39 protein-coding genes are annotated in these 24,761 nt (G+C 38.7%); 36 read left to right on the top strand and 3 right to left on the bottom strand.

The genetic code is table 11. The annotated features are described in order from the left end of the window. The first annotated feature begins 2 nt into the window (after positions 1-2). A complete protein-coding gene (celB, locus tag AC4BC5_RS05595) occupies positions 3-1,355 on the top strand; it encodes a PTS cellobiose transporter subunit IIC (protein ID WP_490497158.1) in 1,353 nt (450 codons plus the stop codon). 299 nt (positions 1,356-1,654) lie between these two features. Here the strand turns inward: celB and AC4BC5_RS05590 are convergent, their stop codons facing one another. Together AC4BC5_RS05590 and AC4BC5_RS05585 are read right to left on the bottom strand one after the other, a co-directional pair. Then, positions 1,655-2,380 (bottom strand): NADPH-dependent oxidoreductase, encoded by a 726-nt coding sequence (locus AC4BC5_RS05590; RefSeq protein WP_490497157.1) that lies wholly within the window; start codon positions 2,378-2,380, stop codon positions 1,655-1,657. Then, positions 2,373-3,806 (bottom strand): aminotransferase-like domain-containing protein, encoded by a 1,434-nt coding sequence (locus tag AC4BC5_RS05585; RefSeq protein ID WP_490497156.1) that lies wholly within the window; start codon positions 3,804-3,806, stop codon positions 2,373-2,375. Before AC4BC5_RS05585 ends, AC4BC5_RS05590 begins: the two co-directional genes overlap by 8 nt. A 100-nt stretch (positions 3,807-3,906) precedes the next feature. Here AC4BC5_RS05585 and thiD point away from each other — a divergent pair, with 100 nt between their 5' ends. From thiD to truA, 35 genes are all read left to right on the top strand, one after another. After that, positions 3,907-4,725, top strand: a complete 819-nt coding sequence (thiD, locus tag AC4BC5_RS05580; RefSeq protein WP_490497155.1) for a bifunctional hydroxymethylpyrimidine kinase/phosphomethylpyrimidine kinase — start codon at positions 3,907-3,909, stop codon at positions 4,723-4,725. Between the two features lie 2 nt (positions 4,726-4,727). Then, a complete protein-coding gene (locus tag AC4BC5_RS05575; RefSeq protein ID WP_490497154.1) occupies positions 4,728-5,276 on the top strand; it encodes an ECF transporter S component in 549 nt (182 codons plus the stop codon). 299 nt (positions 5,277-5,575) lie between these two features. Further along, the gene (rpsJ, locus tag AC4BC5_RS05570; RefSeq protein ID WP_016176294.1) at positions 5,576-5,884 is read left to right on the top strand and encodes a 30S ribosomal protein S10; all 309 of its coding nucleotides are present in this window, start codon (positions 5,576-5,578) and stop codon (positions 5,882-5,884) included. A 21-nt stretch (positions 5,885-5,905) separates the two neighbouring features. Then, positions 5,906-6,535: a 50S ribosomal protein L3 gene (gene rplC, locus AC4BC5_RS05565; protein ID WP_490497153.1), complete on the top strand. Its 630-nt coding sequence runs from the start codon at positions 5,906-5,908 to the stop codon at positions 6,533-6,535. Positions 6,536-6,564: 29 nt separating this feature from the next. Further along, the gene (rplD, locus tag AC4BC5_RS05560) at positions 6,565-7,188 is read left to right on the top strand and encodes a 50S ribosomal protein L4 (RefSeq protein ID WP_490497152.1); all 624 of its coding nucleotides are present in this window, start codon (positions 6,565-6,567) and stop codon (positions 7,186-7,188) included. Then, complete coding sequence (locus tag AC4BC5_RS05555) at positions 7,188-7,475, top strand: 50S ribosomal protein L23 (RefSeq protein WP_207942208.1); 288 nt, start codon at positions 7,188-7,190, stop codon at positions 7,473-7,475. The genes rplD and AC4BC5_RS05555 overlap by 1 nt, the downstream gene beginning before the upstream one ends. Positions 7,476-7,512: 37 nt before the next feature. Then, on the top strand, positions 7,513-8,343 hold the full coding sequence (gene rplB, locus AC4BC5_RS05550; RefSeq protein WP_490497151.1) for a 50S ribosomal protein L2: 831 nt from the start codon (positions 7,513-7,515) through the stop codon (positions 8,341-8,343). 42 nt (positions 8,344-8,385) lie between these two features. Next, positions 8,386-8,664, top strand: a complete 279-nt coding sequence (gene rpsS / locus AC4BC5_RS05545; protein WP_016176289.1) for a 30S ribosomal protein S19 — start codon at positions 8,386-8,388, stop codon at positions 8,662-8,664. A gap of 20 nt (positions 8,665-8,684) precedes the next feature. Then, positions 8,685-9,032 (top strand): 50S ribosomal protein L22, encoded by a 348-nt coding sequence (gene rplV, locus AC4BC5_RS05540; RefSeq protein WP_207942207.1) that lies wholly within the window; start codon positions 8,685-8,687, stop codon positions 9,030-9,032. Positions 9,033-9,045: 13 nt separating this feature from the next. Beyond that, complete coding sequence (gene rpsC, locus AC4BC5_RS05535; RefSeq protein ID WP_016176287.1) at positions 9,046-9,702, top strand: 30S ribosomal protein S3; 657 nt, start codon at positions 9,046-9,048, stop codon at positions 9,700-9,702. 2 nt (positions 9,703-9,704) lie between these two features. Next, positions 9,705-10,139, top strand: a complete 435-nt coding sequence (rplP, locus tag AC4BC5_RS05530) for a 50S ribosomal protein L16 (protein WP_010734464.1) — start codon at positions 9,705-9,707, stop codon at positions 10,137-10,139. Beyond that, positions 10,129-10,317 (top strand): 50S ribosomal protein L29, encoded by a 189-nt coding sequence (gene rpmC / locus AC4BC5_RS05525; RefSeq protein WP_016176286.1) that lies wholly within the window; start codon positions 10,129-10,131, stop codon positions 10,315-10,317. The genes rplP and rpmC overlap by 11 nt, the downstream gene beginning before the upstream one ends. A gap of 24 nt (positions 10,318-10,341) precedes the next feature. Next, the gene (gene rpsQ, locus AC4BC5_RS05520; RefSeq protein WP_016176285.1) at positions 10,342-10,608 is read left to right on the top strand and encodes a 30S ribosomal protein S17; all 267 of its coding nucleotides are present in this window, start codon (positions 10,342-10,344) and stop codon (positions 10,606-10,608) included. A 59-nt stretch (positions 10,609-10,667) separates the two neighbouring features. Further along, a complete protein-coding gene (rplN, locus tag AC4BC5_RS05515; protein ID WP_016176284.1) occupies positions 10,668-11,036 on the top strand; it encodes a 50S ribosomal protein L14 in 369 nt (122 codons plus the stop codon). A gap of 35 nt (positions 11,037-11,071) precedes the next feature. Then, on the top strand, positions 11,072-11,383 hold the full coding sequence (gene rplX / locus AC4BC5_RS05510) for a 50S ribosomal protein L24 (RefSeq protein ID WP_490497150.1): 312 nt from the start codon (positions 11,072-11,074) through the stop codon (positions 11,381-11,383). 28 nt (positions 11,384-11,411) lie between these two features. Next, on the top strand, positions 11,412-11,951 hold the full coding sequence (gene rplE, locus AC4BC5_RS05505; protein WP_490497149.1) for a 50S ribosomal protein L5: 540 nt from the start codon (positions 11,412-11,414) through the stop codon (positions 11,949-11,951). 18 nt (positions 11,952-11,969) lie between these two features. Next, the gene (locus AC4BC5_RS05500) at positions 11,970-12,155 is read left to right on the top strand and encodes a type Z 30S ribosomal protein S14 (protein ID WP_007207616.1); all 186 of its coding nucleotides are present in this window, start codon (positions 11,970-11,972) and stop codon (positions 12,153-12,155) included. A gap of 35 nt (positions 12,156-12,190) precedes the next feature. Beyond that, entirely contained in the window at positions 12,191-12,589 is a 399-nt protein-coding gene (gene rpsH / locus AC4BC5_RS05495) for a 30S ribosomal protein S8 (RefSeq protein ID WP_490497148.1), read from the top strand. Positions 12,590-12,620: 31 nt separating this feature from the next. After that, positions 12,621-13,157 (top strand): 50S ribosomal protein L6, encoded by a 537-nt coding sequence (rplF, locus tag AC4BC5_RS05490; protein ID WP_490497147.1) that lies wholly within the window; start codon positions 12,621-12,623, stop codon positions 13,155-13,157. 58 nt (positions 13,158-13,215) lie between these two features. After that, complete coding sequence (gene rplR / locus AC4BC5_RS05485) at positions 13,216-13,572, top strand: 50S ribosomal protein L18 (protein WP_490497146.1); 357 nt, start codon at positions 13,216-13,218, stop codon at positions 13,570-13,572. Between the two features lie 20 nt (positions 13,573-13,592). Next, entirely contained in the window at positions 13,593-14,093 is a 501-nt protein-coding gene (gene rpsE, locus AC4BC5_RS05480; RefSeq protein ID WP_016176278.1) for a 30S ribosomal protein S5, read from the top strand. A gap of 14 nt (positions 14,094-14,107) precedes the next feature. Further along, a complete protein-coding gene (gene rpmD / locus AC4BC5_RS05475; protein ID WP_490497145.1) occupies positions 14,108-14,287 on the top strand; it encodes a 50S ribosomal protein L30 in 180 nt (59 codons plus the stop codon). Between the two features lie 44 nt (positions 14,288-14,331). Continuing rightward, positions 14,332-14,772, top strand: coding sequence for a 50S ribosomal protein L15 (gene rplO / locus AC4BC5_RS05470; protein WP_490497144.1), 441 nt, complete (start codon positions 14,332-14,334; stop codon positions 14,770-14,772). A 3-nt stretch (positions 14,773-14,775) separates the two neighbouring features. Next, positions 14,776-16,068, top strand: a complete 1,293-nt coding sequence (secY, locus tag AC4BC5_RS05465) for a preprotein translocase subunit SecY (protein WP_490497143.1) — start codon at positions 14,776-14,778, stop codon at positions 16,066-16,068. Positions 16,069-16,129: 61 nt separating this feature from the next. Further along, complete coding sequence (locus tag AC4BC5_RS05460; RefSeq protein ID WP_490497141.1) at positions 16,130-16,774, top strand: adenylate kinase; 645 nt, start codon at positions 16,130-16,132, stop codon at positions 16,772-16,774. A 188-nt stretch (positions 16,775-16,962) separates the two neighbouring features. Beyond that, positions 16,963-17,181, top strand: a complete 219-nt coding sequence (gene infA, locus AC4BC5_RS05455) for a translation initiation factor IF-1 (protein WP_002288695.1) — start codon at positions 16,963-16,965, stop codon at positions 17,179-17,181. Between the two features lie 32 nt (positions 17,182-17,213). Then, positions 17,214-17,330 carry a 50S ribosomal protein L36 gene (gene rpmJ, locus AC4BC5_RS05450; protein WP_010742772.1) on the top strand — a complete coding sequence of 39 codons (117 nt, stop codon included), beginning with the start codon at positions 17,214-17,216 and terminating at the stop codon, positions 17,328-17,330. 18 nt (positions 17,331-17,348) lie between these two features. Continuing rightward, the gene (rpsM, locus tag AC4BC5_RS05445) at positions 17,349-17,714 is read left to right on the top strand and encodes a 30S ribosomal protein S13 (protein WP_016176273.1); all 366 of its coding nucleotides are present in this window, start codon (positions 17,349-17,351) and stop codon (positions 17,712-17,714) included. Positions 17,715-17,741: 27 nt separating this feature from the next. Then, positions 17,742-18,131 carry a 30S ribosomal protein S11 gene (gene rpsK / locus AC4BC5_RS05440; protein WP_016176272.1) on the top strand — a complete coding sequence of 130 codons (390 nt, stop codon included), beginning with the start codon at positions 17,742-17,744 and terminating at the stop codon, positions 18,129-18,131. An 80-nt stretch (positions 18,132-18,211) separates the two neighbouring features. Beyond that, a complete protein-coding gene (locus AC4BC5_RS05435) occupies positions 18,212-19,150 on the top strand; it encodes a DNA-directed RNA polymerase subunit alpha (RefSeq protein WP_016176271.1) in 939 nt (312 codons plus the stop codon). A gap of 23 nt (positions 19,151-19,173) precedes the next feature. Next, a complete protein-coding gene (rplQ, locus tag AC4BC5_RS05430) occupies positions 19,174-19,554 on the top strand; it encodes a 50S ribosomal protein L17 (protein WP_016176270.1) in 381 nt (126 codons plus the stop codon). A 421-nt stretch (positions 19,555-19,975) separates the two neighbouring features. Continuing rightward, positions 19,976-20,815 carry an energy-coupling factor ABC transporter ATP-binding protein gene (locus tag AC4BC5_RS05425; RefSeq protein WP_490497140.1) on the top strand — a complete coding sequence of 280 codons (840 nt, stop codon included), beginning with the start codon at positions 19,976-19,978 and terminating at the stop codon, positions 20,813-20,815. Beyond that, entirely contained in the window at positions 20,791-21,657 is an 867-nt protein-coding gene (locus AC4BC5_RS05420; protein WP_490497139.1) for an energy-coupling factor ABC transporter ATP-binding protein, read from the top strand. Before AC4BC5_RS05425 ends, AC4BC5_RS05420 begins: the two co-directional genes overlap by 25 nt. Further along, on the top strand, positions 21,647-22,444 hold the full coding sequence (locus AC4BC5_RS05415) for an energy-coupling factor transporter transmembrane component T family protein (RefSeq protein WP_490497138.1): 798 nt from the start codon (positions 21,647-21,649) through the stop codon (positions 22,442-22,444). The genes AC4BC5_RS05420 and AC4BC5_RS05415 overlap by 11 nt, the downstream gene beginning before the upstream one ends. A gap of 122 nt (positions 22,445-22,566) precedes the next feature. Beyond that, complete coding sequence (gene truA / locus AC4BC5_RS05410; protein ID WP_490497137.1) at positions 22,567-23,307, top strand: tRNA pseudouridine(38-40) synthase TruA; 741 nt, start codon at positions 22,567-22,569, stop codon at positions 23,305-23,307. 44 nt (positions 23,308-23,351) lie between these two features. Here the strand turns inward: truA and glnA are convergent, their stop codons facing one another. Next, a complete protein-coding gene (gene glnA / locus AC4BC5_RS05405; protein ID WP_490497136.1) occupies positions 23,352-24,692 on the bottom strand; it encodes a type I glutamate--ammonia ligase in 1,341 nt (446 codons plus the stop codon). Positions 24,693-24,761 lie beyond the last annotated feature (69 nt).

Raw genomic sequence — 24,761 nt, 5'->3', positions numbered from 1 at the left:
AAATGGAAGGACAAAGCAAACTGTTTTCTTTTTTGGAAAAAGCAATCATGGGACCTATGGGCAAAATTGCCCAGTATAAAATTGTACGAGCAATTATGGGTGCTGGGATGGCAACAATTCCATTTACAATCGTTGGATCAATGTTTTTAGTATTAAACGTACTGCCGTTAACGTTTCCAGTGCTAGAGGGATTCTTTAATGCAACTTTCTTCAAATTTAGTGATTTATACATGTTAGCTAATAGTACGACGATGGGGATTTTAGCATTATATTTTTGTATCGTATTAGGTTATGAATATACGAAGATTATTGCTGAAGAAGATGGATTAGATATGGCGCCAATGAGTGGTGCGTTATTATCTATGTTCGCATTTTTTATGGCAATTCCGCAACTTGTTTTCGAAGATGGTGTGATGACTAGAGTTAATGATGCAGAAGCTGTTATTATTAATGGTTGGGCAATCGGTGGTGACGGTCCGGCTCGTTTAGGAACAGTTGGTATCTTTACTGGAATTATTATGTCGATTATTGCTGTTCAGCTATATCGGTTATGTGTAGCAAAAAAATGGGTAATCAGAATGCCTGAAGAAGTGCCATTAGGTGTTGCTCGTGCCTTTACTGCGTTGATTCCAGCTTTCGTTGTAGCATTCGCCGTTATCCTGATTAATGGAGCATTGATTGCTTTAGGAACAGATATCTTTGAATTGATTTCAATTCCATTTGGATTTGTAACGAACTTAACAGATACATGGTTAGGCTTAATGGTCATTTATTTCTTAGTGCATGCATTATGGCTAGTTGGGATTCATGGCGCAAACATTATCTTCTCATTTATCAACCCAATTGCTTTAACAAACTTGGTTGCAAACGTTGAAGGTGGAAATTATGCTTTAGCAGGGGAATTTAATAATGCATACGTAACAGTAGGTGGTTCTGGCGCGACCTTAGGATTTTGTTTATTCTTAGTATACATGGCAAAATCAAAACAATTATCAGTATTAGGTAAAGCATCTATCGTTCCAGCTTTATTCAATATTAATGAACCATTAATTTTTGGGGTTCCAATTATTTATAATCCATTCTTAGCTTTACCATTTTTCTTGGCTCCAATGGCATCGATGTCAATTGCTTTCTTTGCGATTAAATTAGAACTTATTCGTCCAATGATTGCACAAATGCCTTGGCCTTCACCAATCGGTATCGGTGCATTTATTGGTACAGGTGGTGACTGGAAGGCTGCGGTGGTCGCAGTAATATGTGCTTTAGCTGCCTTTGTTATCTGGCTACCATTTGCCAAAGCTTATGATGCACGTCTTGTGAAAGAAGAACAAGAAATAAGTGAAGAATTAGCATAATCATTCATCACTCAAATGAGTCAAATAAACGCCTAGGAATTCACTCATGAATTCTTAGGCGTTTTGATTAATATCTGAAGAAGCTGATATATCAAGGTGCAACTAATAAGTGCGTGTGAAAAACTAACCTTTTTAGTAAAATTAAAAGCAAATAACTGCTTGTTTTAGGCGAAATGTACCAATGACCTTAGCAAAAAATATCATCCATTTTAGAAAAGAAAATCAACTTTCGCAACAACACTTTGCTTTTATATATGTATGAAAAAAAACTTAGGACAGCGCAATGTCCTAAGTTTTTCTTATTTGATTAATTTTTGTTTTTTCAAATAGGCATCAATATTTTCGGCGGGTTTTTGACTAAAGTAGTCAGCAAATTTTTTCGTCCAACGCTTGGTTTCGCGAGCTTCACCAAATTTTTCCATGGTTTCATCGTAATCAGCAATGACTTGTTCCTCGTAAGGTTGATACGTATCATAATGCACGACTGCTTTTTCAGGTAAGCGTGGTTTTACGTTCATAGCAACAATGGGTTTGCCGATACTTAAGCCTGCAACAGGATAGACATAATCCGGTAGATGTAATAATTCACTGATTTCTTCAATGTTATTTCGAACACTACCAACTGGTACCACGCCTAATCCAAGAGACTCACTAGCAACAATCGCGTTTTGCAAAGCTAAACTAGTATCAGTAGTAGCGATAATTAAAGGGTGTAAGCCTTCGTCAACAGGATAAGGAACCTCTTGTTGTTGGGCGATTTGTTGTGTTCGTTTTAAATCGGCGACAAATAATAAAAAGACGGAACTGTTTAACATATGGGGATTGCCAGGATTCCACTCGACTAGTTGTTGGCGAATAGCTTGATCTTTAATCACGATAATGGAATACATCTGGCCATTCATCCAAGAAGGTGCTTGACGTGCAGCATCTAAAATTGCTTGTAGCTCATCATCTGGAAGTTGGTAATCCACATCAAAATTGCGGTAACTACGATGATTCTTTAATAAATTAATTGTTTCATTCATAAACAGCATCCTTTCTAATTTTCTCAGTAATGCGCAATAAAGTGGTTTGGAATCTGGATAATTGTGCATCAGAGAGTCGTGTATAATTTATTCTAACAGACATTGTCTCATTGCTGAATAGAAAAGCTGGCGCGGTCAAGAGATTTTCTTCAAGAAAGAGCTGCCAGTCTTTTCTAGTCAGCGTTTGATGTTGCCATGTCAACCAATAATACAAGCCACCTTGAATGGGTGTATAAGCCCAGTCCGTAGTGAAATCTTGCATAATAGCTTCAAAATTTTGACTGCGACGGTGTAGTTCTTGCAATAAATAGCTTTGTTTTTGTTTGTAGTCGTTAGAGGTTAAAGCAGCTGTCGCTAATAACTGGGGAAAAAGGTCAGTCTCGCTCTCCATTCTTTTTTTTGCACTTGCCAAGCTAGTAATTAGGGTTTGTGGTGCAAGCAACCAACCAATTTTAATGGTGGCACCAAAAATTTTAGATAAAGAACCGACATAAATGACTTGATCCGGCGCCAAGCTTTTTAGAGAAGGTAATGTTTCGGCAAAGCCCAACTCGCTAAAAACATCATCTTCAATAATAGGCAGGTGGTATTTTTCACATAAAGCAACGACTTCCTTCCGGCGTGCCAACGACATTGTACGCCCTGTTGGATTTTGATAATTAGGATTAAGGTAGAGTAATTTGATTTTTTTCGTTTGAATAGCATGTTCTAACTCTTGGCAATCAATACCCTCGTCATCTTGTTTGATCCCAATCAAATGAATCCCTAAGGAAGCAAATAAAGGTAATGCAAATAAAAAAGAAGGATCTTCAGTTGCCATATAACTGCCTGCATCCAATAAAACTTGAATCAATAAGAAAATTCCTTGCGTAGATCCCGAAGTGAGTAATAAATCTTGACCAGTAGTAGGTAAATGAAATTCTTCTGCTAAGTGATTGAGTAAATGTTGTTTTAAAGGGAGATAACCTGTAGGATGGATCTTTTTTTCTTCATATAATACTTGTTCCCATGTAATGGCAGGAAATTCAAAGTCAGGAATTAATTCTTCGGGTAAATCGCCAGTATACAAATCAATCGTATCAGTCGAGGCTTGTTTTTTCTTTAATTCGCTAACATAGGGGTCCTCTTTTAAAAACGGACTTGACAATAATGAGCGCCATTGGTTCATTAAGAGTTGGCGACTCCCCCAACGGCCTTGTGCCACGCGTGTGCCACTTCCTTGTTTTCTAGTGATCCAGCCTAAGCTCACGAGTTCTTCTAAAGCTCGTACAACAGTTGAGCGATTGACTTCATATAATTGAGAAAGTTGCCTTTCAGGTGGAAGTTTATCACCAGGCATTAGTTGCCCCTGTTGGATAGCTTGGATGATTTGTGAAGTGATTTGTTGATACAAAGGTGTTTTATCTTGTTTGTTAATTTGCCACATTATCTTACTCCTTTTGAATTGGATGGTTTAAAAATAAGCCAATTGGCTGTTTTCGTCAAGTATCTCATCCGCTATACTAAAAAACACAAGGGGGGAGCGTATGAAAAAAGTACTAACAATTGCTGGATCGGATTCAACAGGTGGCGCTGGTTTGCAAGCTGATTTAAAAACATTTGAAGAATATGGTGTCTTTGGTTTTTCGAGTATTACCTCCATCGTTACAATGAATCCAGAAACTGGTTGGTCACATGAAGTGACTGAATTATCAGAAGAGTTATTACGTAAACAATTGATTTCTGTTTTTGCAGGTGGCGCCGTTGATGCGTTGAAAACAGGGATGATGGGGAATGAAAAAAATATTGAGATAGCAAGTGAATTTATTGAACAGTATTCTGTCCGGTATGTGGTTGTAGATCCGGTCATTGCGTGTAAGGGAACTGCACAAATCTTACAACCTGAAAGTGTCACAGGAATCAAACAACACTTATTACCAAAAGCGTATATAACAACGCCAAATTTAGTAGAGGCGGGAATTTTATCTGGCTTAGGCGATTTAACTTCTATTGAAGAGATGAAACAAGCGGCGATAATTATTCATCAGTTAGGTGCTAAACACGTAGTTGTCAAAGGTGGTCATCGTTTGGGGCTGGATAAAGCGATTGACATTTTTTATGATGGAAAAGAATTTACTGTTTTGGAACATGAATTAATTCCAACAGATTATAATCATGGTGCGGGGTGTACATTTGCAGCGGCAATTACAGCAGGTTTGGCAAAAGGCTATGCTGCAAAAGAAGCCGTTATTCTAGCAAAGAGATTTGTTGCCCAAGCAATTGAACATGGTGTGTGTATTAATCCTTATGTGGGACATGTTTGGCATGGAGCGTATAACCAAGCAGAAAATAGAATGGAGGAATAAGAATGAAAAACACCAGTATTCAAACGATTGTTTTAGTCGCTTTATTTACTGCTTTAACGGTGATAGGAACCATGATCAAAATTCCGTTGCCAACGGGAGCCTTTGTTCATCTGGGAAATGCGGTATTATTGTTATCGGTTTTGTATTTAGGTTACGTCAAAGGTTCATTAGCTGGCGGTTTAGGATTTGCTATTTTTGATGTGTTGAATGGTTACGCAAGTGAAGCGCCCTATTTTATTCTTGAAAGTTTTATTGTGGGTGCTGTCGCATATGGCGTGTTTCTTCTATTTAAAAAGAATCCGGCCCATGTTTGGCAAATCCTGGTTATTGCTGCAGGAACTGGCATGGCTAAGCTAGTCATGACACAAATTAAAAATACAATCCGCCAAATGTTTTTAGGAATGGATTTCATTCCAGCGTTTACGGCAGCATCAATTAAATTGCCTGCAACCTTGATTAATGTTTGTTTGACAGCGTTAATCGTTTCATTTTTGTATTTTCCATTAAAAAAAGCCATGGATCGAACATTTAGACAAACGTTTATTCGGTAAAAGGAAAGCCCTCTGTTGATTAAGTGACAGAGGGTTTGTTCTTGAAAACAGTTTTGCTGTTGTTTTCAGAAAAAAATAAAATTTATTGAATAAAATGCTTGCTATTCTAGTGCAGATATAATATACTCATTGAGGTGCTGCATATGAAAGAGTATGTTACACACAGTGGTAGAGAAAAAATCTACCGGCTACGAAACGAGAGGTTGCGACACGCCCGGACGCTTTGCCATGGACGAGCGTGACGGAAAATTTTCGTGGAGCTATGTCTACTTTTCAAAATAGGCGAAGGAGGGAAAAAAATGGCAAAACAAAAAATTCGTATCCGTTTAAAAGCGTATGAACATCGTATTTTAGACCAATCAGCGGATAAAATCGTAGAAACTGCAAAAAGAACTGGAGCTACTATTTCAGGTCCAATTCCATTACCAACAGAGCGCAGTCTATATACAATCATCCGTGCAACACATAAATACAAAGATTCACGCGAACAATTCGAAATGCGTACACACAAACGTCTAATCGACATTGTGAACCCAACACCAAAAACAGTTGATGCTTTAATGAAGCTAGACTTACCATCAGGTGTTAATATCGAAATCAAACTATAATAATTAACTGGAGGTGTAATCATGACCAAAGGAATCTTAGGGAAAAAAGTGGGAATGACTCAAATCTTCACAGAATCAGGTGAATTAATTCCAGTAACTGTAGTTGAAGCTACTCCAAACGTTGTTTTACAACTTAAAACAGTTGAAAACGATGGTTACGAAGCAGTTCAAGTAGGTTACCAAGATTTACGTGAAGTTTTAAGTAACAAACCTGCGAAAGGTCATGTTGCAAAAGCAAACACGGCTCCTAAGCGCTTCATTCGCGAATTCAAGGATGTTGAGCTAGAGGGCTTAGAAGTAGGAACAGAAATTAAAGTTGACGTATTCCAAGCTGGAGACATCGTTGACGTAACAGGAACTACAAAAGGTAAAGGATTCCAAGGCGTTATCAAACGTCACGGACAATCTCGTGGACCAATGGCTCACGGTTCTCGTTACCATCGTCGTCCTGGATCAATGGGTCCAGTTGCACCTAACCGTGTATTCAAAGGCAAACGTCTTGCAGGACGTATGGGTGGCAACCGCGTAACAATCCAAAACTTGGAAATTGTACGTGTGGATGCTGAACGTAATGTTATCCTTATTAAAGGGAACGTTCCTGGCGCGAAAAAATCATTGATTACAATTAAATCAGCTGTGAAAGCTAAATAAGTAGATAGGAAGAAAGGAGGAACTAAGGAATGCCGAATGTAGCATTATTTAAACAAGATGGAAGCCAAGCTGGCGAAATCACTTTAAACGAAGAAATTTTCGGAATCGAACCAAATGAATCAGTTGTTTTTGATGCAATCATCATGCAACGTGCTTCATTAAGACAAGGAACACACGCTGTTAAAAACCGTGGAGATGTTCGCGGTGGCGGTCGTAAACCATGGCGCCAAAAAGGAACAGGTCGTGCTCGTCAAGGTTCAATCCGTTCACCACAATGGCGTGGAGGTGGAGTTGTCTTCGGACCAACACCACGTTCATACAGCTACAAACTTCCTAAAAAAGTTCGTCGCTTAGCAATCAAATCTGTATTATCAGAAAAAGTTGCTGAAAATAACTTGGTAGCAGTTGAAGGTTTAAGCTTTAACGCACCAAAAACAAAAGAATTCAAACAAGTTCTTGCTAACTTGTCTATTGACTCTAAAGTATTAGTAGTATTAGAAGAAGGTAACGACTTTGCAGCATTATCTGCTCGTAACTTACCAAACGTTTCTGTAGTAGCTGCTAATAACGTAAGTGTTCTAGACGTTGTTTCAAACAACAAAGTGTTAGCAACTCAAACTGCTCTTACTCAAATTGAGGAGGTGCTTGCATAATGAACTTACTAGACGTAATTAAACGCCCAGTGATCACTGAAAAATCTATGCTTGCTATGGATGAAAAGAAATATACTTTCGAAGTGGACACTCGCGCAAACAAAACATTAGTAAAACAAGCTGTTGAAGCAGCATTTGGTGTTGACGTGAAAAACGTAAACATCATCAACGTGCGTCCAAAATTCAAACGCATGGGTAAATATGCGGGATATACAAAAAAACGTCGCAAAGCTGTTGTGACTTTAACTGAAGATTCAAAAGAAATCGAAATTTTCTCAGCTGAATAAGCTGTACGAATTAGAATAAAATAGGAGGGAAAAAGACGTGGCAATTAAACATTATAAGCCTACCTCAAATGGTCGTCGTAATATGACTACTTCTGATTTTGCAGAAATCACTGCTTCTAAACCAGAAAAATCATTATTAGCACCATTGAAAAACCATGCAGGTCGTAACAACAACGGTCGCATTACTGTACGTCACCAAGGTGGTGGACACAAGCGTCAATACCGTTTAGTCGACTTTAAACGTAACAAAGATAACGTAGTTGCATTAGTTAAAACTATCGAGTACGATCCAAACCGTTCTGCTAACATCGCGTTAGTACATTACGAAGATGGAGTTAAATCATATATCTTAGCACCTAAAGGATTAGAAGTTGGCATGACTGTCGTTTCTGGACCAGATGCAGATATTAAAGTAGGGAACGCATTACCACTAGAAAATATTCCAGTAGGTACTGTTATCCACAACATCGAAATGAAACCAGGAAAAGGCGGACAATTAATCCGTTCAGCTGGTACAAGTGCACAAGTACTTGGTAAAGAAGGTAAATACGTATTGATCCGCTTGAACTCAGGCGAAGTTCGTATGATCTTAGCAACTTGCCGTGCAACAATCGGTTCAGTTGGTAATGAACAACACGAATTAATCAATATCGGTAAAGCAGGTCGTTCTCGTTGGATGCGTAAACGCCCAACTGTACGTGGTAGCGTAATGAACCCTAACGATCACCCACACGGTGGTGGTGAAGGTAAAGCTCCTATCGGTCGTCCAGCTCCAGTATCACCTTGGGGTCAACCAGCTATTGGTTACAAAACTCGTAGCAAAAAAGCGAAGTCAGATAAACTTATCGTTCGTCGTAAAAATAAATAATTACATTAACCATGTGTTGCACATTTTGAGAGGAGGTTCACCATGGGTCGTAGTTTAAAGAAAGGACCTTTTGTCGATGATCATTTGATGAAAAAGGTCGAAGCACAACAAGGCGCTGAAAAGAAAAAAGTAATTAGAACTTGGTCTCGTCGTTCTACAATCTTCCCAAGTTTTATCGGGTTTACCATCGCAGTTTACGATGGACGTAAACATGTGCCAGTTTATATCCAAGAAGACATGGTAGGACATAAACTAGGTGAATTTGCACCAACAAGAACTTATCGTGGCCACGTTGCTGACGATAAGAAAACAAGACGTTAATTCGAGGGGAGGATATACAAATGGCAGAACAAATCACATCAGCGAAAGCAACTGCTAAAACAGTCCGCGTTTCTCCTCGTAAATCACGTCTAGTTATCGATTTAATTAGAGGAAAAAGCGTTGCTGAAGCAATTGCTATCCTAAAGTTCACACCGAACAAAGCTGCTGGAATCATTGAAAAAGTATTGATGTCAGCAATCGCAAATGCAGAAAACAACTTTGACTTAGATGTTGAAAACTTAGTAGTATCTGAAGCCTTTGTAAACGAAGGACCAACAATGAAACGTTTCCGTCCTCGCGCGAAAGGTTCAGCATCTCCAATCAACAAACGTACAAGTCATATTACGGTAGTTGTATCAGAAAAATAAGGAGGGACAATCAGTGGGTCAAAAAGTACATCCAATTGGAATGCGTGTAGGCATCATCCGTGACTGGGATGCAAAATGGTATGCTGAGAAAGATTACGCAGACTTTCTACACGAAGATTTAAGAATTCGCAAATTTATCGCATCTAAACTTGCTGATGCCGCTGTGTCAACAGTTGAAATCGAACGCGCTGCAAACCGCGTGAACGTTTCAATTCACACAGCTCGACCAGGTATGGTTATCGGTAAAGGCGGTTCTGAAGTCGAAAGCCTAAGAAAAGAATTGAACAAATTAACTGGTAAGAGAGTACACATCAATATTGTAGAAATCAAAAAACCAGATTTAGACGCTAAATTAGTAGGCGAAGGAATTGCACGTCAATTAGAAAATCGTGTTGCTTTCCGTCGTGCTCAAAAACAAGCAATCCAACGCTCAATGCGCGCTGGCGCTAAAGGAATTAAAACTCAAGTATCAGGACGTTTAAACGGTGCGGATATCGCTCGTGCGGAAGGTTACTCTGAAGGAACTGTTCCTTTGCACACATTACGTGCGGATATTGATTACGCATGGGAAGAAGCAGATACAACATACGGAAAACTTGGAGTTAAAGTATGGATCTATCGTGGAGAAGTTCTTCCAACTAAAAAGAACACTGAGAAAGGAGGGAAATAAGCATGTTAGTACCTAAACGTGTAAAACACCGTCGTGAATTCCGCGGAAAAATGCGTGGTGAAGCTAAAGGTGGTAAAGAAGTAGCTTTTGGTGAATACGGCTTACAAGCTGTTGAATCTCATTGGATTACAAACCGCCAAATTGAAGCTTCTCGTATTGCAATGACTCGTTACATGAAACGTGGCGGGAAAGTGTGGATTAAAATTTTCCCTCATAAATCTTATACAAGTAAAGCTATTGGGGTTCGTATGGGTAAAGGTAAAGGGGCTCCTGAAGGATGGGTAGCACCAGTTAAACGTGGAAAAATCATGTTTGAAATTGCTGGCGTATCTGAAGAAGTAGCTCGCGAAGCATTACGTCTTGCTTCACACAAATTACCAATGAAAACTAAAATCGTAAAACGTGAAGAAATGGGTGGTGAATCGAATGAAGGTTAAAGAAATCAGAGAATTAACCACTGCCGAAATGCTAGATCAAGAAAAACAATTAAAAGAAGAATTGTTTAACTTGAGATTCCAATTAGCTACAGGTCAACTAGAAAACACTGCACGTATCCAAGAAGTACGTAAATCGATTGCACGCATCAAAACAGTTTTGCGTGAACAAGCAAAGTAATAGTGGAAGGAGGCCATTTAGCGTATGACTGAAGAAAGAAATCAACGCAAAGTTTATCAAGGTCGCGTGGTATCCGACAAAATGGATAAAACAATTACAGTAGTAGTTGAAACTAAGAAAAACCACCCTATCTACGGTAAACGCATGAAATATTCTAAGAAATACAAAGCACACGATGAAAACAACGAAGCAAAAGTTGGCGATATCGTGAAAGTTATGGAAACTCGTCCATTATCAGCTACGAAACGTTTCCGTCTAGTAGAGATTGTTGAAAAGGCAGTGATTATTTAATCACACGAGATTTTCCTATATAGATTGAATTTCCAAAATCTGAAAGGAGGATACACATCGTGATCCAACAAGAAAGTCGTTTAAGAGTCGCTGACAACTCAGGCGCACGCGAAATTCTAACGATCAAAGTCCTTGGTGGCTCAGGTCGTAAAACTGCCAATATCGGTGACGTAATTGTTGCTACGGTTAAACAAGCAACGCCAGGTGGAGTTGTTAAAAAAGGTGACGTAGTTAAAGCAGTTATTGTTCGTACGAAATCAGGCGCACGTCGTGCAGACGGTTCTTACATTAAATTTGATGAAAATGCTGCGGTTATTATCCGTGACGATAAGAGCCCACGTGGAACTCGTATCTTCGGCCCAGTTGCTCGTGAACTACGCGAAGGCAACTTCATGAAGATCGTTTCCCTAGCACCAGAAGTATTATAATTGTTATTCATTATCAAAGGAGGTGCGAAACAGTAATGTTTGTTAAAAAAGGCGATAAAGTTAAAGTTATCACTGGGAAAGACAAAAACAAAGAAGGTATTGTATTAGAATCTTTACCTAAAAAAGATAAAGTTGTTGTTGAAGGTGTTAACATCGTGAAAAAACACCAAAAACCTTCTCAAGCTGCTCCTCAAGGCGGAATCGTTGAAGTTGAAGCGCCAATTCATGTTTCTAACGTGATGGTGATTGATCCATCTAACGGTGAAGCTACACGTGTTAGCTATAAAGAAGTTGACGGCAAAAAAGTCCGTGTTTCTAAGAAAACCGGAGAAGTTATCGATAAATAATCAAACTAAGGAAGGAGGGGCTTACTGAATGAACCGCCTTAAAGAAAAATATACAAAAGAAGTTGTTCCATCATTAATGGAAAAATTTGAATATAGTTCTGTAATGCAAACACCAAAAGTTGACAAAATCGTTATCAACATGGGTGTGGGTGATGCAGTATCTAACGCTAAAAACTTAGATAAAGCTGTTGAAGAATTAGCATTAATCTCTGGTCAAAAACCATTGATTACTAAAGCTAAAAAATCAATCGCTGGCTTCCGCTTACGTGAAGGAATGCCAATCGGTTGTAAAGTTACTCTACGTGGAGAAAGAATGTACGAATTTTTAGATAAATTAGTATCAGTTTCATTACCACGTGTACGTGACTTCCATGGTGTGAGTAAAAAAGCGTTCGACGGACGTGGAAACTACACATTAGGTATCAAAGAACAATTAATCTTCCCAGAAGTTGATTACGATTTGGTAGACAAAGTACGTGGGATGGATATCGTTATTGTAACTACTGCCAACACAGATGAAGAATCTCGTGAATTGTTAACGCAATTAGGCATGCCATTCCAAAAATAAAAAAAGGAGGCGAACTACGTGGCTAAAAAATCAATGATTGCTAAAAATAAACGCCCTGCAAAACACTCAACTCAAGAATACACACGTTGCGAACGTTGCGGACGTCCACATTCAGTTTATCGTAAATTTAAACTTTGCCGTATTTGCTTCCGCGAACTTGCCTATAAAGGTCAAATTCCCGGCGTGAAGAAAGCTAGCTGGTAAACAAGTAAACTCGCATAAAGGAGGTAAATCATCTAATGGTCATGACAGATCCAATTGCAGATTTTCTAACTCGCATCCGTAATGCCAACATGGTAAAACACGATGTATTAGAAGTGCCTGCTTCAAAAATCAAACGTGACATCGCTGAAATCTTGAAAAAAGAAGGTTTCATCTGTGATGTTGAATATATCGAAGATGACAAACAAGGCGTGATCCGTGTTTTCCTAAAATATGGAAAAAATGGTGAACGTGTTATCACTAACTTGAAACGTATTTCTAAACCTGGTCTACGTGCTTATGTTAAAGCTGACGAAGTACCAAAAGTATTAAACGGTTTAGGTATTGCAATCATCTCAACTTCTGAAGGTGTTATCACTGATAAAGAAGCTCGAGTTAAAAATGTCGGCGGCGAAGTTGTCGCTTATGTATGGTAATTTAAAATAATACACAAGGAGGTGTCTCTACGTGAGTCGTATCGGTAATAAAGTAGTCGTTCTTCCTGCTGGTGTTGAAGTCAAGCAAGAAGGAAATGACGTTACAGTTAAAGGACCTAAAGGTGAATTAACTCGTACTTTTTCTTCAGATATTAAAATGAATATCGAAGGAAGCGAAGTAACTTTCACTCGTCCAAATGACAGCAAAGAAATGAAAACAATCCACGGAACTACTCGTGCAAACTTCAATAACATGGTTATTGGTGTAAGCGAAGGTTTCAAAAAAGGATTAGAACTTATCGGGGTTGGGTACCGTGCTCAATTACAAGGTTCAAAACTTGTATTGAACGTTGGTTATTCAAATCCAGTAGAAATGAACGCACCAACTGGAGTTACAGTTGAAGTTCCTTCTAATACTTCTATCGTTGTATCAGGAACAAACAAAGAAATGGTTGGCGAATTTGCAGCTAACATTCGTGGCGTTCGTCCTCCAGAACCTTATAAAGGCAAAGGTATTCGCTATGTTGGTGAATTTGTACGCCGTAAAGAAGGTAAAACTGGTAAATAATCGTAAACTAGGTTTACGATTCGCAGCTTAGGCTAGCAAAAATAAAGAGGTGACAATTGTGATTACAAAACCAGATAAAAATAAAACACGTCAAAAAAGACATAAACGTGTACGTAGCAAAATCTCTGGTACTGCTGAGTGCCCACGCTTGAACGTTTTCCGTTCTAACAAAAACATCTACGCTCAAGTAATTGATGACGTAGCGGGTGTGACGCTAGCAAGTGCCTCTGCCTTGGATAAAGAAATTTCAGGTGGAACAAAAGTTGAGCAAGCACAAGCTGTTGGTAAATTAGTAGCAGAACGTGCAGCAGCAAAAGGTATTAAAGAAGTAGTCTTTGACCGTGGTGGATACCTTTACCATGGCCGTGTAGCAGCTTTAGCTGAAGCAGCTCGCGAAAATGGACTAGAATTTTAGAAGAAGGAGGAACACCATTCATGGTTTATATTGATCCAAAACACTTGGAATTAGAAGACCGCGTTGTTGCGATTAACCGTGTAACAAAAGTTGTTAAAGGTGGACGTCGTTTACGTTTCGCAGCTTTAGTTGTTGTCGGTGATAAAAACGGACACGTAGGATTTGGTACTGGTAAAGCGCAAGAAGTTCCAGAAGCAATCCGTAAAGCAGTTGAAGACGCTAAGAAAAACTTGATTGAAGTACCAATGGTTGGTTCTACAATCCCACACGAAGTTATCGGTGTATTCGGTGGTGGACGTATCTTAATGAAACCTGCTGTAGAAGGTTCTGGGGTAGCCGCTGGTGGACCTGTTCGTGCCGTATTGGAGTTAGCTGGGGTAGCTGATATCACATCTAAATCTTTAGGTTCAAACACACCTATCAATGTTGTTCGCGCAACTGTTGAAGGATTAAAACAATTAAAACGCGCTGAAGAAGTGGCAGCACTTCGCGGTAAATCAGTTGAAGAATTAATCGGTTAAGGAGGACAAAAATAATGGCTGAATTAAAAATTACTTTAAAACGCAGTATTATCGGACGTCCTCAAAACCAACGCGATACTGTTAAAGCGTTAGGTCTAGGTAAAGTGAACAGTACTGTTGTTAAACCTGCTAATGATGCAATCAAAGGCATGGTTAACACTGTATCTCACTTAGTGGACGTAGAAGAAATTTAAGTATCAATTTGATAGATTTACTTTGATTAAGGAGGTGCCAAACCATGAAACTTCATGAATTAAAATCTGCAGAAGGATCACGTCACGTGCGTAACCGTGTAGGTCGTGGTACATCATCTGGTAACGGTAAAACAGCTGGACGTGGACAAAAAGGTCAAAAAGCTCGTTCAGGAGGTGGAGTTCGTTTAGGTTTTGAAGGTGGACAAACACCATTGTTCCGTCGCTTACCAAAACGTGGATTCACTAATATTAACCGTAAAGAATATGCAGTAATTAACCTTGACCTTCTAAATCGCTTTGAAGACGGAACTGAAGTAACTCCTGTAACTTTAGTTGAAGCTGGATTAGTTAAAAACGAAAAAGCTGGAATCAAAGTGTTAGGAAACGGTGAATTAACTAAGAAATTAACTGTGAAAGCAGCTAAATTCTCTAAAGCAGCTGAAGAAGCAATCGTTGCTGCTGGTGGATCAATCGAGGTGATCTAATTAATGTTAAAACTTTTAAAGGGTGCTTTTAAAGTCAAGGATATTAGATCAAGAATTTTGTTCACTGTAATGATTTTATTCGTCTTTCGTCTAGGTACACATATTACTGTGCCAGGCGTGGATGTTACTAAGTTGCAAGCTATCTCTAGCTTACCTTTCTTGAATATGCTTGATTTGGTAAGTGGTAGTGCCATGCAACGTTTCTCTATTTTTTCCATGGGGGTTTCGCCCTATATCACTGCGTCAATTATCGTTCAATTGATGCAAATGGATATTGTACCGAAATTCGTTGAATGGTCAAAACAAGGGGAAGTGGGTCGTAAGAAACTGAATCAAGCAACACGCTATTTGACATTAGTTTTAGGATTTTTACAATCAATGGCGTTAACTGCTGGATTTCAAATGTGGACTCAATTCGGGTTTGTTCCAAATCCAAATGCGGCTACCTTTATTCTTATCGGTATCGTATTAACTACAGGGACAATGTTTGTCACTTGGTTAGGGGAACAAATTACGGAAAAAGGAATTGGTAATGGTGTATCAATGATTATCTTCGCAGGTATCATTTCACGATTGCCAGTTGATATTAAAGCGTTAATTGAAGACTACTTTATTAATATTGATCAATCTGATTTATGGAAATCAATCATATTTATGGTGATTCTAGTGATTGCAGTCTTGGCAATTGTTACTTTTGTGACATATTTCCAACAAGCAGAACGTAAAATCCCAATTCAATATACAAAACGAGTAGCTGGCGCACCAACAAGTAGTTACCTTCCGTTGAAAGTAAATGCTGCTGGGGTTATTCCAGTTATCTTCGCTAGCTCTTTTATCACAACACCCAATGCTATCTTACAAGCATTCGGTTCATTCCAAGGTGAAGCTTGGTTTGATATAGTCCAAACGATTTTTAATTATAATACTGTCCCTGGGGCAATTTTATATACAACATTAATCGTTGGATTCACGTTCTTCTATGCTTTTGTTCAGGTGAACCCAGAAAAATTAGCTGAAAACTTGCAAAAACAAGGCAGCTATATTCCAAGTGTTCGTCCAGGGAAAGGAACAGAAGAATATGTCTCAAAACTCTTGATGCGTTTAAGTACCGTAGGGTCTCTATTCTTAGGACTTGTTGCATTATTGCCTATTTTGGCACAAATGATTTGGAACTTACCACAATCAATTGGTTTGGGAGGAACAAGTTTGTTAATCGTTATTGGTGTTGCTCTGGAATCTGCTAAGCAGTTAGAAGGTTTAATGCTAAAACGTAAATATACTGGTTTCATCAATTAAAGTTTTATGAGGTGTTGAGGATTTCCTCAACACTATTCAAAAACTTACAGGAGGAGTTAAAATGAACCTCATTTTAATGGGACTACCCGGTGCTGGGAAAGGTACTCAAGCAGAACGTATTATTGCTGAGTATAACATTCCGCATATTTCAACGGGCGACATGTTTCGCGCCGCAATGGCCAATGAAACAGCTCTTGGCCTGGAAGCAAAATCATACATGGACAAAGGTGAATTAGTACCTGATGAAGTGACAAACGGGATTGTAAAAGAACGTTTAGCTGAATCAGATACAGACAAAGGTTTCTTATTAGATGGTTTCCCTCGTACATTAGATCAAGCTGAAGCGTTAGATCAAATGTTGAAAGACCTTGGAAAAGAAATCAGTTCTGTCATCGAAATTCATGTCCCTGAAGAAATTCTAGTTGATCGTCTAGCAGGACGCTATATTTGCCGCGATTGCGGTGCAACTTATCATAAAGTATTCAACCCTACAAAAGTAGAAGGTACTTGTGATCGTTGTGGCGGACATGACTTCTATCAACGAGAAGATGATAAGCCTGAGACGGTCAAAAATCGTCTAGCTATCAATGTGAAAAGTAGTGAACCAATCTTAGCATATTACAAAGACAAAGGTTTATTGCAGTCAATTGATGGTAATCGTGAAATCGATGCTGTATTTGCAGATGTAAAAAATATCATCGAGTAACGATCGATTGCCCGCATCCGACTTGCAATTTGGTAACTTTCTCTTGCTAAGTATGATATATTATGCTAAAATGTATCAGTCCGACTTCTAAGAAATTAGAAGGCTGTTTTGAGAATCTAAGGTGGGAACACTGGTTTCCGCCATTTTATCGTGTGAAAATGCGAAACAAGTACAAGGAGGTACTGTGCGTGGCAAAAGAAGATATGATTGAAGTCGAAGGTACAGTCGTCGAAACTTTGCCGAATGCAATGTTTAAAGTCGAATTGGAAAATGGACACCAAGTTCTTGCTACTGTTTCTGGTAAAATTAGAATGCACTACATTCGCATCTTACCTGGAGACAAGGTGACAGTTGAACTATCACCGTACGACTTGAACCGTGGCCGTATTACTTATCGTTTTAAATAATTGTACTCCGTAAAACCACAGGAGGTATTATCATGAAAGTAAGACCATCAGTAAAACCAATGTGTGAACATTGTAAAGTAATTCGTCGTAATGGGCGCGTTATGGTGATTTGCCCAGCAAATCCAAAACATAAACAACGTCAAGGATAATCGGAGGTGTAACAAGATATGGCTCGTATTGCAGGAGTAGATATTCCTCGTGATAAACGTGTAGTCGTTTCTCTTACTTATATCTATGGTATTGGTAACACGACTGCAAAGCAAGTTCTAGCAGATGCTGGCGTTTCTGAAGACGTTCGTGTTCGTGACTTAACGAATGAACAAACAGACGCTATTCGTGCAGAAATTGATAAGTTAAAAGTAGAAGGTGACTTACGTCGTGAAGTTAACCTAAACATCAAACGTTTGATGGAAATCGGTTCATACCGTGGTATCCGTCATCGCCGTGGATTGCCAGTTCGTGGTCAAAACACGAAAAACAATGCACGTACTCGTAAAGGCCCGTCTAAAACAGTAGCAGGCAAGAAAAAATAATTCCTAAGTGAAGGAGGTTAAAACTTCATGGCAGCAAAAAAAGTGAGTCGTAAACGCCGTGTGAAAAAGAATATTGAAGCAGGTATCGCGCATATCCACTCAACATTCAACAATACAATTGTGATGATCACTGATACTCATGGTAACGCGTTAGCATGGTCATCAGCTGGTGCATTAGGATTCAGAGGAAGCAGAAAATCAACACCTTTTGCAGCTCAAATGGCAGCAGAAACTGCAACAAAAGCAGCAATGGAACACGGATTAAGAACTGTAGAGGTAACTGTTAAAGGTCCTGGTTCAGGACGTGAAGCAGCAATTCGTTCATTACAAGCAGCAGGTTTGGAAGTGACTGCAATTCGTGACGTGACTCCAGTTCCTCATAATGGATGCCGCCCTCCAAAACGCCGTCGTGTTTAATGAGTGCCGCTCATTTTGAGTTTCAATAATTACGTCATTGAACAAGACACTTTTCGTTTTGAAAGGGGTAAGAGATAAGAATGATTGAATTCGAAAAACCAAGAATCGCAAAAATTGATGAAGAGAAAGATTATGGAAAGTTCATCGTTGAACCTCTAGAAAGAGGCTACGGAACTACTCTAGGAAATTCCCTACGTCGCATTTTGTTATCTTCTCTACCAGGTGCAGCAATCACTAATATTCAAATTGATGGAGTATTACACGAATTCTCAACTGTTAAGGGTGTTCGAGAAGACGTTGCTCAAATCATCTTGAATATCAAAGGTCTTGCATTAAAAATGTACGGTGAAGAAGAAAAGACCCTTGAAATCGATATTACTGGACCAGCTACAGTAACTGCCGGCGATATTATCGTTGATAGTGATGTAGAAATCCTTAATAAAGATATGTACATTTGTACAGTTTCTGAAGGAACAACTTTCCATGCTCGTTTAACTGTTAGACCGGGTCGTGGATATGTTCAAGCAGACGAAAATAAAAAAGAAGATATGCCGATTGGTGTTCTTCCAGTTGATTCAATCTACACACCAGTACGTCGTGTTAACTATCAAGTAGAAAATACACGTGTTGGTCGTCGTGATGATTTCGACAAATTAACGATGGAAATTTGGACAGATGGTTCAATTGAACCATTAGATGCAATGAGTTTAGCTGCAAAAATCATGACTGAACATTTAGATATCTTTGTTAACCTAACTGATGAAGCGAAAAACGCTGAAATCATGGTTGAAAAAGAAGAAACTCAAAAAGAGAAAATGTTAGAAATGACAATTGAAGAATTAGACTTATCTGTTCGTTCATATAACTGTCTAAAACGTGCAGGAATTAATACTGTACAAGAATTAACAAATAAATCTGAACCAGAAATGATCAAAGTACGTAATTTAGGCCGTAAATCTCTAGAAGAAGTAAAAGCAAAATTACATGATCTAGGTTTAGGCTTACGTAAAGACGATTAATTTTTACGAAGGAGGGAAACCACGTGAGTTATCGTAAACTAGGACGCACATCTAGCCAACGTAAAGCGATGTTGCGTGATTTAACAACTGATTTAATCATTAACGAACGCATCGTTACGACTGAAGCTCGTGCGAAAGAAGTTCGCTCAACTGCTGAAAAAATGATCACTCTAGGAAAACGCGGTGATTTACATGCACGTCGTCAAGCTGCTGCATTCGTTCGTAATGAAGTAGCAAGTGTACGTGAAGAAAACGAAGAAATCGTTATCGAATCAGCTTTACAAAAGCTATTTAGCGATATCGCTCCTCGTTATGCAGATCGCCAAGGTGGCTACACACGTATCTTGAAAACAGAACCAAGACGCGGAGATGCTGCACCAATGGTTATCCTAGAACTAGTTTAAAATCACACTTAATAAACGGCTTGCCGTTTAGCATCACTTTGTAGATGAACTTTAAGAGTGTTATGATGTTGGAGGGTAACCTCCGAGTCTAGCTCGGCGCTACCCCCTGGAAGATTTTCAGGGGGTATGCACTCATCATAAAGTGTTTTTTTTTATCCTCGATTAACTGTCAAGACACCTTGGCCTGATGGAGAATGAAAAAAATTCGTATTTTCCATGAAAACCTTCAGAACAATTGAAATCTACCTTGTTTTTTGGTAGTGTTAGTTAGAATCAGATAGAAGAAATAGCATTCACTCCACAATATCAATCTGTGGAGATAGTTATTTGAAATAGGCTTTCTATTTGCCGAAAAATAATGATATCTGACATGATAAAGGAACTAAATTTTTGATGAAAAATTTAATACAAAGGAGTACCTATGAAACCTATTATTGAATTAAACAATCTTACATTCAAATATCAACGAACGGATGACCGTCCGGCTTTAGAGGATGTTTCGCTATCGATTAATCAAGGCGAATGGGTCGCGATTATCGGTCATAATGGTTCGGGAAAATCAACCTTGGCAAAAACAATTAATGGTTTATTACTTCCTGAGAGTGGTTCAGTTAAAGTAGGATCGAAAGAATTAAATGAAGAAAATATTTGGTCTGTCCGTAAAATGGTAGGAATGGTATTTCAAAACCCTGACAACCAATTTGTTGGCGCTACAGTTGAAGATGATGTAGCCTTTGGAATGGAAAATCAAGGAGTTCCTCGCACGGAAATGATTGAACGTGTGAAGAGCGCTCTTGAACAAGTTCGAATGTCTGACTTTGCAACCAAAGAACCTGTCCGTTTATCAGGTGGGCAAAAACAACGAGTAGCAATTGCTGGCGTAGTGGCCTTGCGCCCAGATATTATTATTTTAGATGAAGCTACAAGCATGTTAGATCCAGAAGGTCGTGAAGAAGTCATAGCGACTATTAAAAAGATTAAGGAAGAAAATAATTTAACAGTTCTTTCTATTACACATGACATTGATGAAGCAGCAAATGCAAACCGTGTCTTAGTTATGCGTCAAGGACGATTAGTAGATGAAGGAGCGCCAGAAAAGATTTTTTCTGCAGGCCCTAAGTTAGTTGAAATGGGCTTAGATTTGCCTTTTCCAGAAAAATTAAAACAATCATTGAAACAACGTGGTGTTGATGTACCACAAACCTATTTGACTGAAGAAGGGATGGTGGACTGGTTATGGACATCCATTTTGAAAAAGTAAATTTTACCTATCAACCCAAGTCGCCTTTTGAACAACGTGTTTTATTTGATATTGATTTAGATATCAAAGAAGGATCGTATACTGCTCTTGTCGGTCATACAGGTAGTGGAAAATCAACATTATTACAGCATCTGAATGCTTTATTAAAACCAACATCAGGAGAAGTCGTCATTGGTGATCGAGTGATTACGCCTGAAACAAATAATAAAAATTTAAAACCGATTCGTAAAAAAGTGGGAATTGTTTTCCAATTTCCAGAAGCGCAGCTTTTTGAAGAGACTGTCGAAAAAGATATCGCATTTGGTCCAAAGAATTTTGGTGTCTCAGAAGAAGAGGCCAAAATTTTAGCTAAAGAAAATCTAAAGTTAGTTGGTCTAGATGAAAGTTATTTAGATCGTTCTCCGTTTGATTTATCAGGTGGGCAAATGCGTCGAGTTGCCATTGCTGGCGTCTTAGCGATGGAACCAGAAGTGTTAGTGTTAGATGAACCAACGGCTGGTTTGGATCCTCAAGGGCGTAAAGAAATGATGGAAATGTTTGATCGCTTGCATCAAGAAAAAAATATAACCATTATTTTAGTAACGCATTTGATGGACGATGTCGCAAACTTTGCCGACTATGTCTATGTATTAGAAAAAGGGAAAATCGTGAAACATGGAACGCCAGCAGAAGTTTTCCAAGATGTTGCTTGGTTGCATGAAAAGCAATTGGGAGTGCCAACTGCTGCTGAATTTGCGCAACGTTTGATTGCTAAAGGGATGACTTTTGAAACATTACCACTCACTGCGGAAGCTTTAGCAGATGCTCTTTTAGCACAAGGAGGACTTGCTCATGATGAATAAACTGATTTTAGGGCGCTATATTCCAGGCGATTCCTTAATTCACCGTTTAGATCCACGCACAAAGTTATTAATGAGTTTTTATTTTATCGGAATTATCTTCTTTGCGAATAACTGGCAAAGTTATCTCTTTTTAACTGTCTTTACCTTATTCTGTGTCTTTTTATCAAACGTCGATTTTGGTTTCTTCTTACGTGGTGTTCGCCCGCTCTTGTGGTTGATTTTATTTACAGTCGCACTTCAAATGTTCTTTACCAGTGGGGGACAGGTGTATTGGCAATGGGGGATTTTTAGATTGACAGAATTCGGAGTTCAAAATGGTATCTTCATTTTCTGCCGTTTTGTCTTAATCATTTTTATGTCGACTTTATTGACATTAACGACGCCACCATTAGAATTATCGGATGCGATAGAATATATCTTACGACCGTTAAAAGCGATTAAATTTCCAGTACATGAAATTTCATTAATGTTATCGATTGCTTTGCGTTTTGTACCTACGTTAATGGATGAAACAGAAAAAATCATGAATGCGCAACGTGCGCGAGGTGTCGATTTTGGTGAAGGAAATCTAGTTCAAAAAATGAAAGCTGTTGTACCTTTACTGATTCCGTTATTTGTTAGTAGTTTTAATCGAGCAGATGATTTAGCAACAGCGATGGAAGCACGAGGCTATCAAGGTGGCGAAGGTCGTAGCAAGTATCGAGTGCTACATTGGCATACTCGTGATACAGTCACAGTGATTGTTTATGTATTTGTTACTGTGGGACTGATTTATTTAAGAAATTAAGAAACGTTAGCATAAATAAAAGTGAAAACTATCCGAACTATATGGGAGCAGAGGCGCTAATGAGTGCATTTTGTAGTTCGGATAGTTTGCTGTTAGAATGATAATTTGAAGGGAAGAAAAACATGGTTCGATATAAAGCCATCATTGCCTATGATGGAACAAATTTTAATGGTTTTCAACGCCAGTCTTCCGGACGTACTGTTCAAGAAGAAGTAGAAAAGACGTTAACAAAAATGGCGAATCAACGAATAGAAATACATGGTTCAGGACGCACAGATGCGGGAGTACATGCTTTGGGGCAAGTTATCCATTTTGATTTTCCGTATGAACGTCCATTGGAAAAAATGCGTTTTGGACTAGACACACAAACGCCGGATGATATTGCTGTAAAATCGGTAGAAATAGCTGCTGAGGATTTCCATTCACGTTATTTAGTAAAAGAAAAAATCTATGAATTTCGGGTAGATATTGGGAAACCACGTAGTCCGTTTCGCCGCTTTTATGCAAGTTATTTTCCTTATGCGATTGATGTATCACAAATTGAGCGTGCCTTACCTGACTTTTTGGGAACACATGATTTTACATCATTTTGTGCGACAGGTAGTTCAGTCGAAGATAAGACGAGAACTATCTATGAAGCAAATGTGACTGTTAATGAAGCAGGGGATGAGTTAATATTCACTTTCCGTGGAGATGGTTTTTTATATAAAATGATTCGGATTATGGTTGGGACGCTTTTAAAAATTGGGAATGATCGTATGTCGGCTGATAGTATTCCTATGATTATTGCAGCGAAAGATCGTAATTTAGCTGGTCCCACAGCTCATCCGGAAGGTCTTTATTTAAAAGAAGTTCGCTATTAAAAAGGTATCAGAAATCTATGAGATTTCTGATACCTTTTTTTTGTTTAATAAAGTTCTAAATATTGTTCTCTTTCCCATTCTGAAACGGATTGTTTGTAAGCATCCCATTCAAAACGTTTAGAAATTAAGAAGTTATTGAAGATATGGTCGCCTAGTGCATCTTTTACAACTTCATCTTTACGCAATTCTTTTAAAGCGTTGTGTAAAGTTGAAGGTAAGTCTGAAATTTTTGCTGCAGCACGCTCGTCTTCGTTCATCACATAAATGTTGCTGTTGACCGCTGGTGTCGGTGTAAGCTCTCTTTTAACCCCGTCTAAACCAGCTTGTAATAAAACGGCCATTGCTAAGTACGGATTGGCTGAAGGATCCACAGAACGTAATTCTAAACGTGTGGATAAACCACGTGATTCTGGTACACGAATCAATGGAGATCTATTTCTGCCAGACCATGCCACATAAACCGGTGCTTCGTATCCTGGAACTAAGCGTTTATAAGAGTTGACAGTTGGGTTGCAAATTGCTGTATATGCACGTGCATGTTCTAAGAGACCAGCTAGGAATTGGTAGGCCGTTGTACTTAATTCCATATCATTTTTTGGATCATAGAAGGCATTTTCATCACCCTTGAATAATGACATGTTACAGTGCATACCAGAGCCGTTAATTCCATATAATGGTTTTGGCATGAATGTTGCGTGTAAGCCATGTTTTCTGGCAATTGTTTTAACCACTAGTTTGAATGTTTGGATGTTATCGCAAGCTTCTAGAACATTGGCGTATTTAAAGTCAATCTCATGTTGGCCAGGAGCTACTTCATGGTGAGATGCCTCGACTTCAAAACCTAAGCTCTCTAATTCTAAAACAATATCACGACGACAATTTTCGCCTAAATCGGTTGGAGCGAAATCGAAATAGCCACCTTGGTCGTTTAAATCTGTGGTAATTTCACCGTGTTCATTTAATTTAAATAGGAAAAATTCTGGTTCAGGACCTAAGTTGAAAGAAGTGAAACCAAGAGATTCCATATCTGCAAGAGCGCGTTTTAAGTTGCCTCGTGGGTCTCCGGCAAATGGAGTACCGTCAGGATTATAGATATCGCAAATTAAACGTGCGACTTTTCCATGTTCGCTTTCCCATGGGAAAATCATCCATGTGCTTAAGTCTGGATAAAGATACATATCACTTTCTTCAATACGAACGAAGCCTTCAATTGAAGAACCATCGAACATCATCTTGTTTTCCAATACTTTGTCTAATTGACTAATTGGAACTTCTACATTTTTTATGACACCAAGAATATCGGTAAACATCAAACGTAAAAAGCGGACATTTTCTTTTTTGGCAATTTCTTTAATTTTGGCTACGGTATTGCTCGTTTTGGTCATATTATCCCATCCTTTTTATTAATTGTTATCTATTAATGTAGTAAGTTGAAGGAAGTCACTGAAAAAGTT

Source organism: Enterococcus sp. AMC2644 (genome assembly GCF_058216475.1).
The sequence above is the reverse complement of the archived record's forward strand: the minus strand, read 5'-3'. Positions and strand labels throughout refer to the sequence as shown.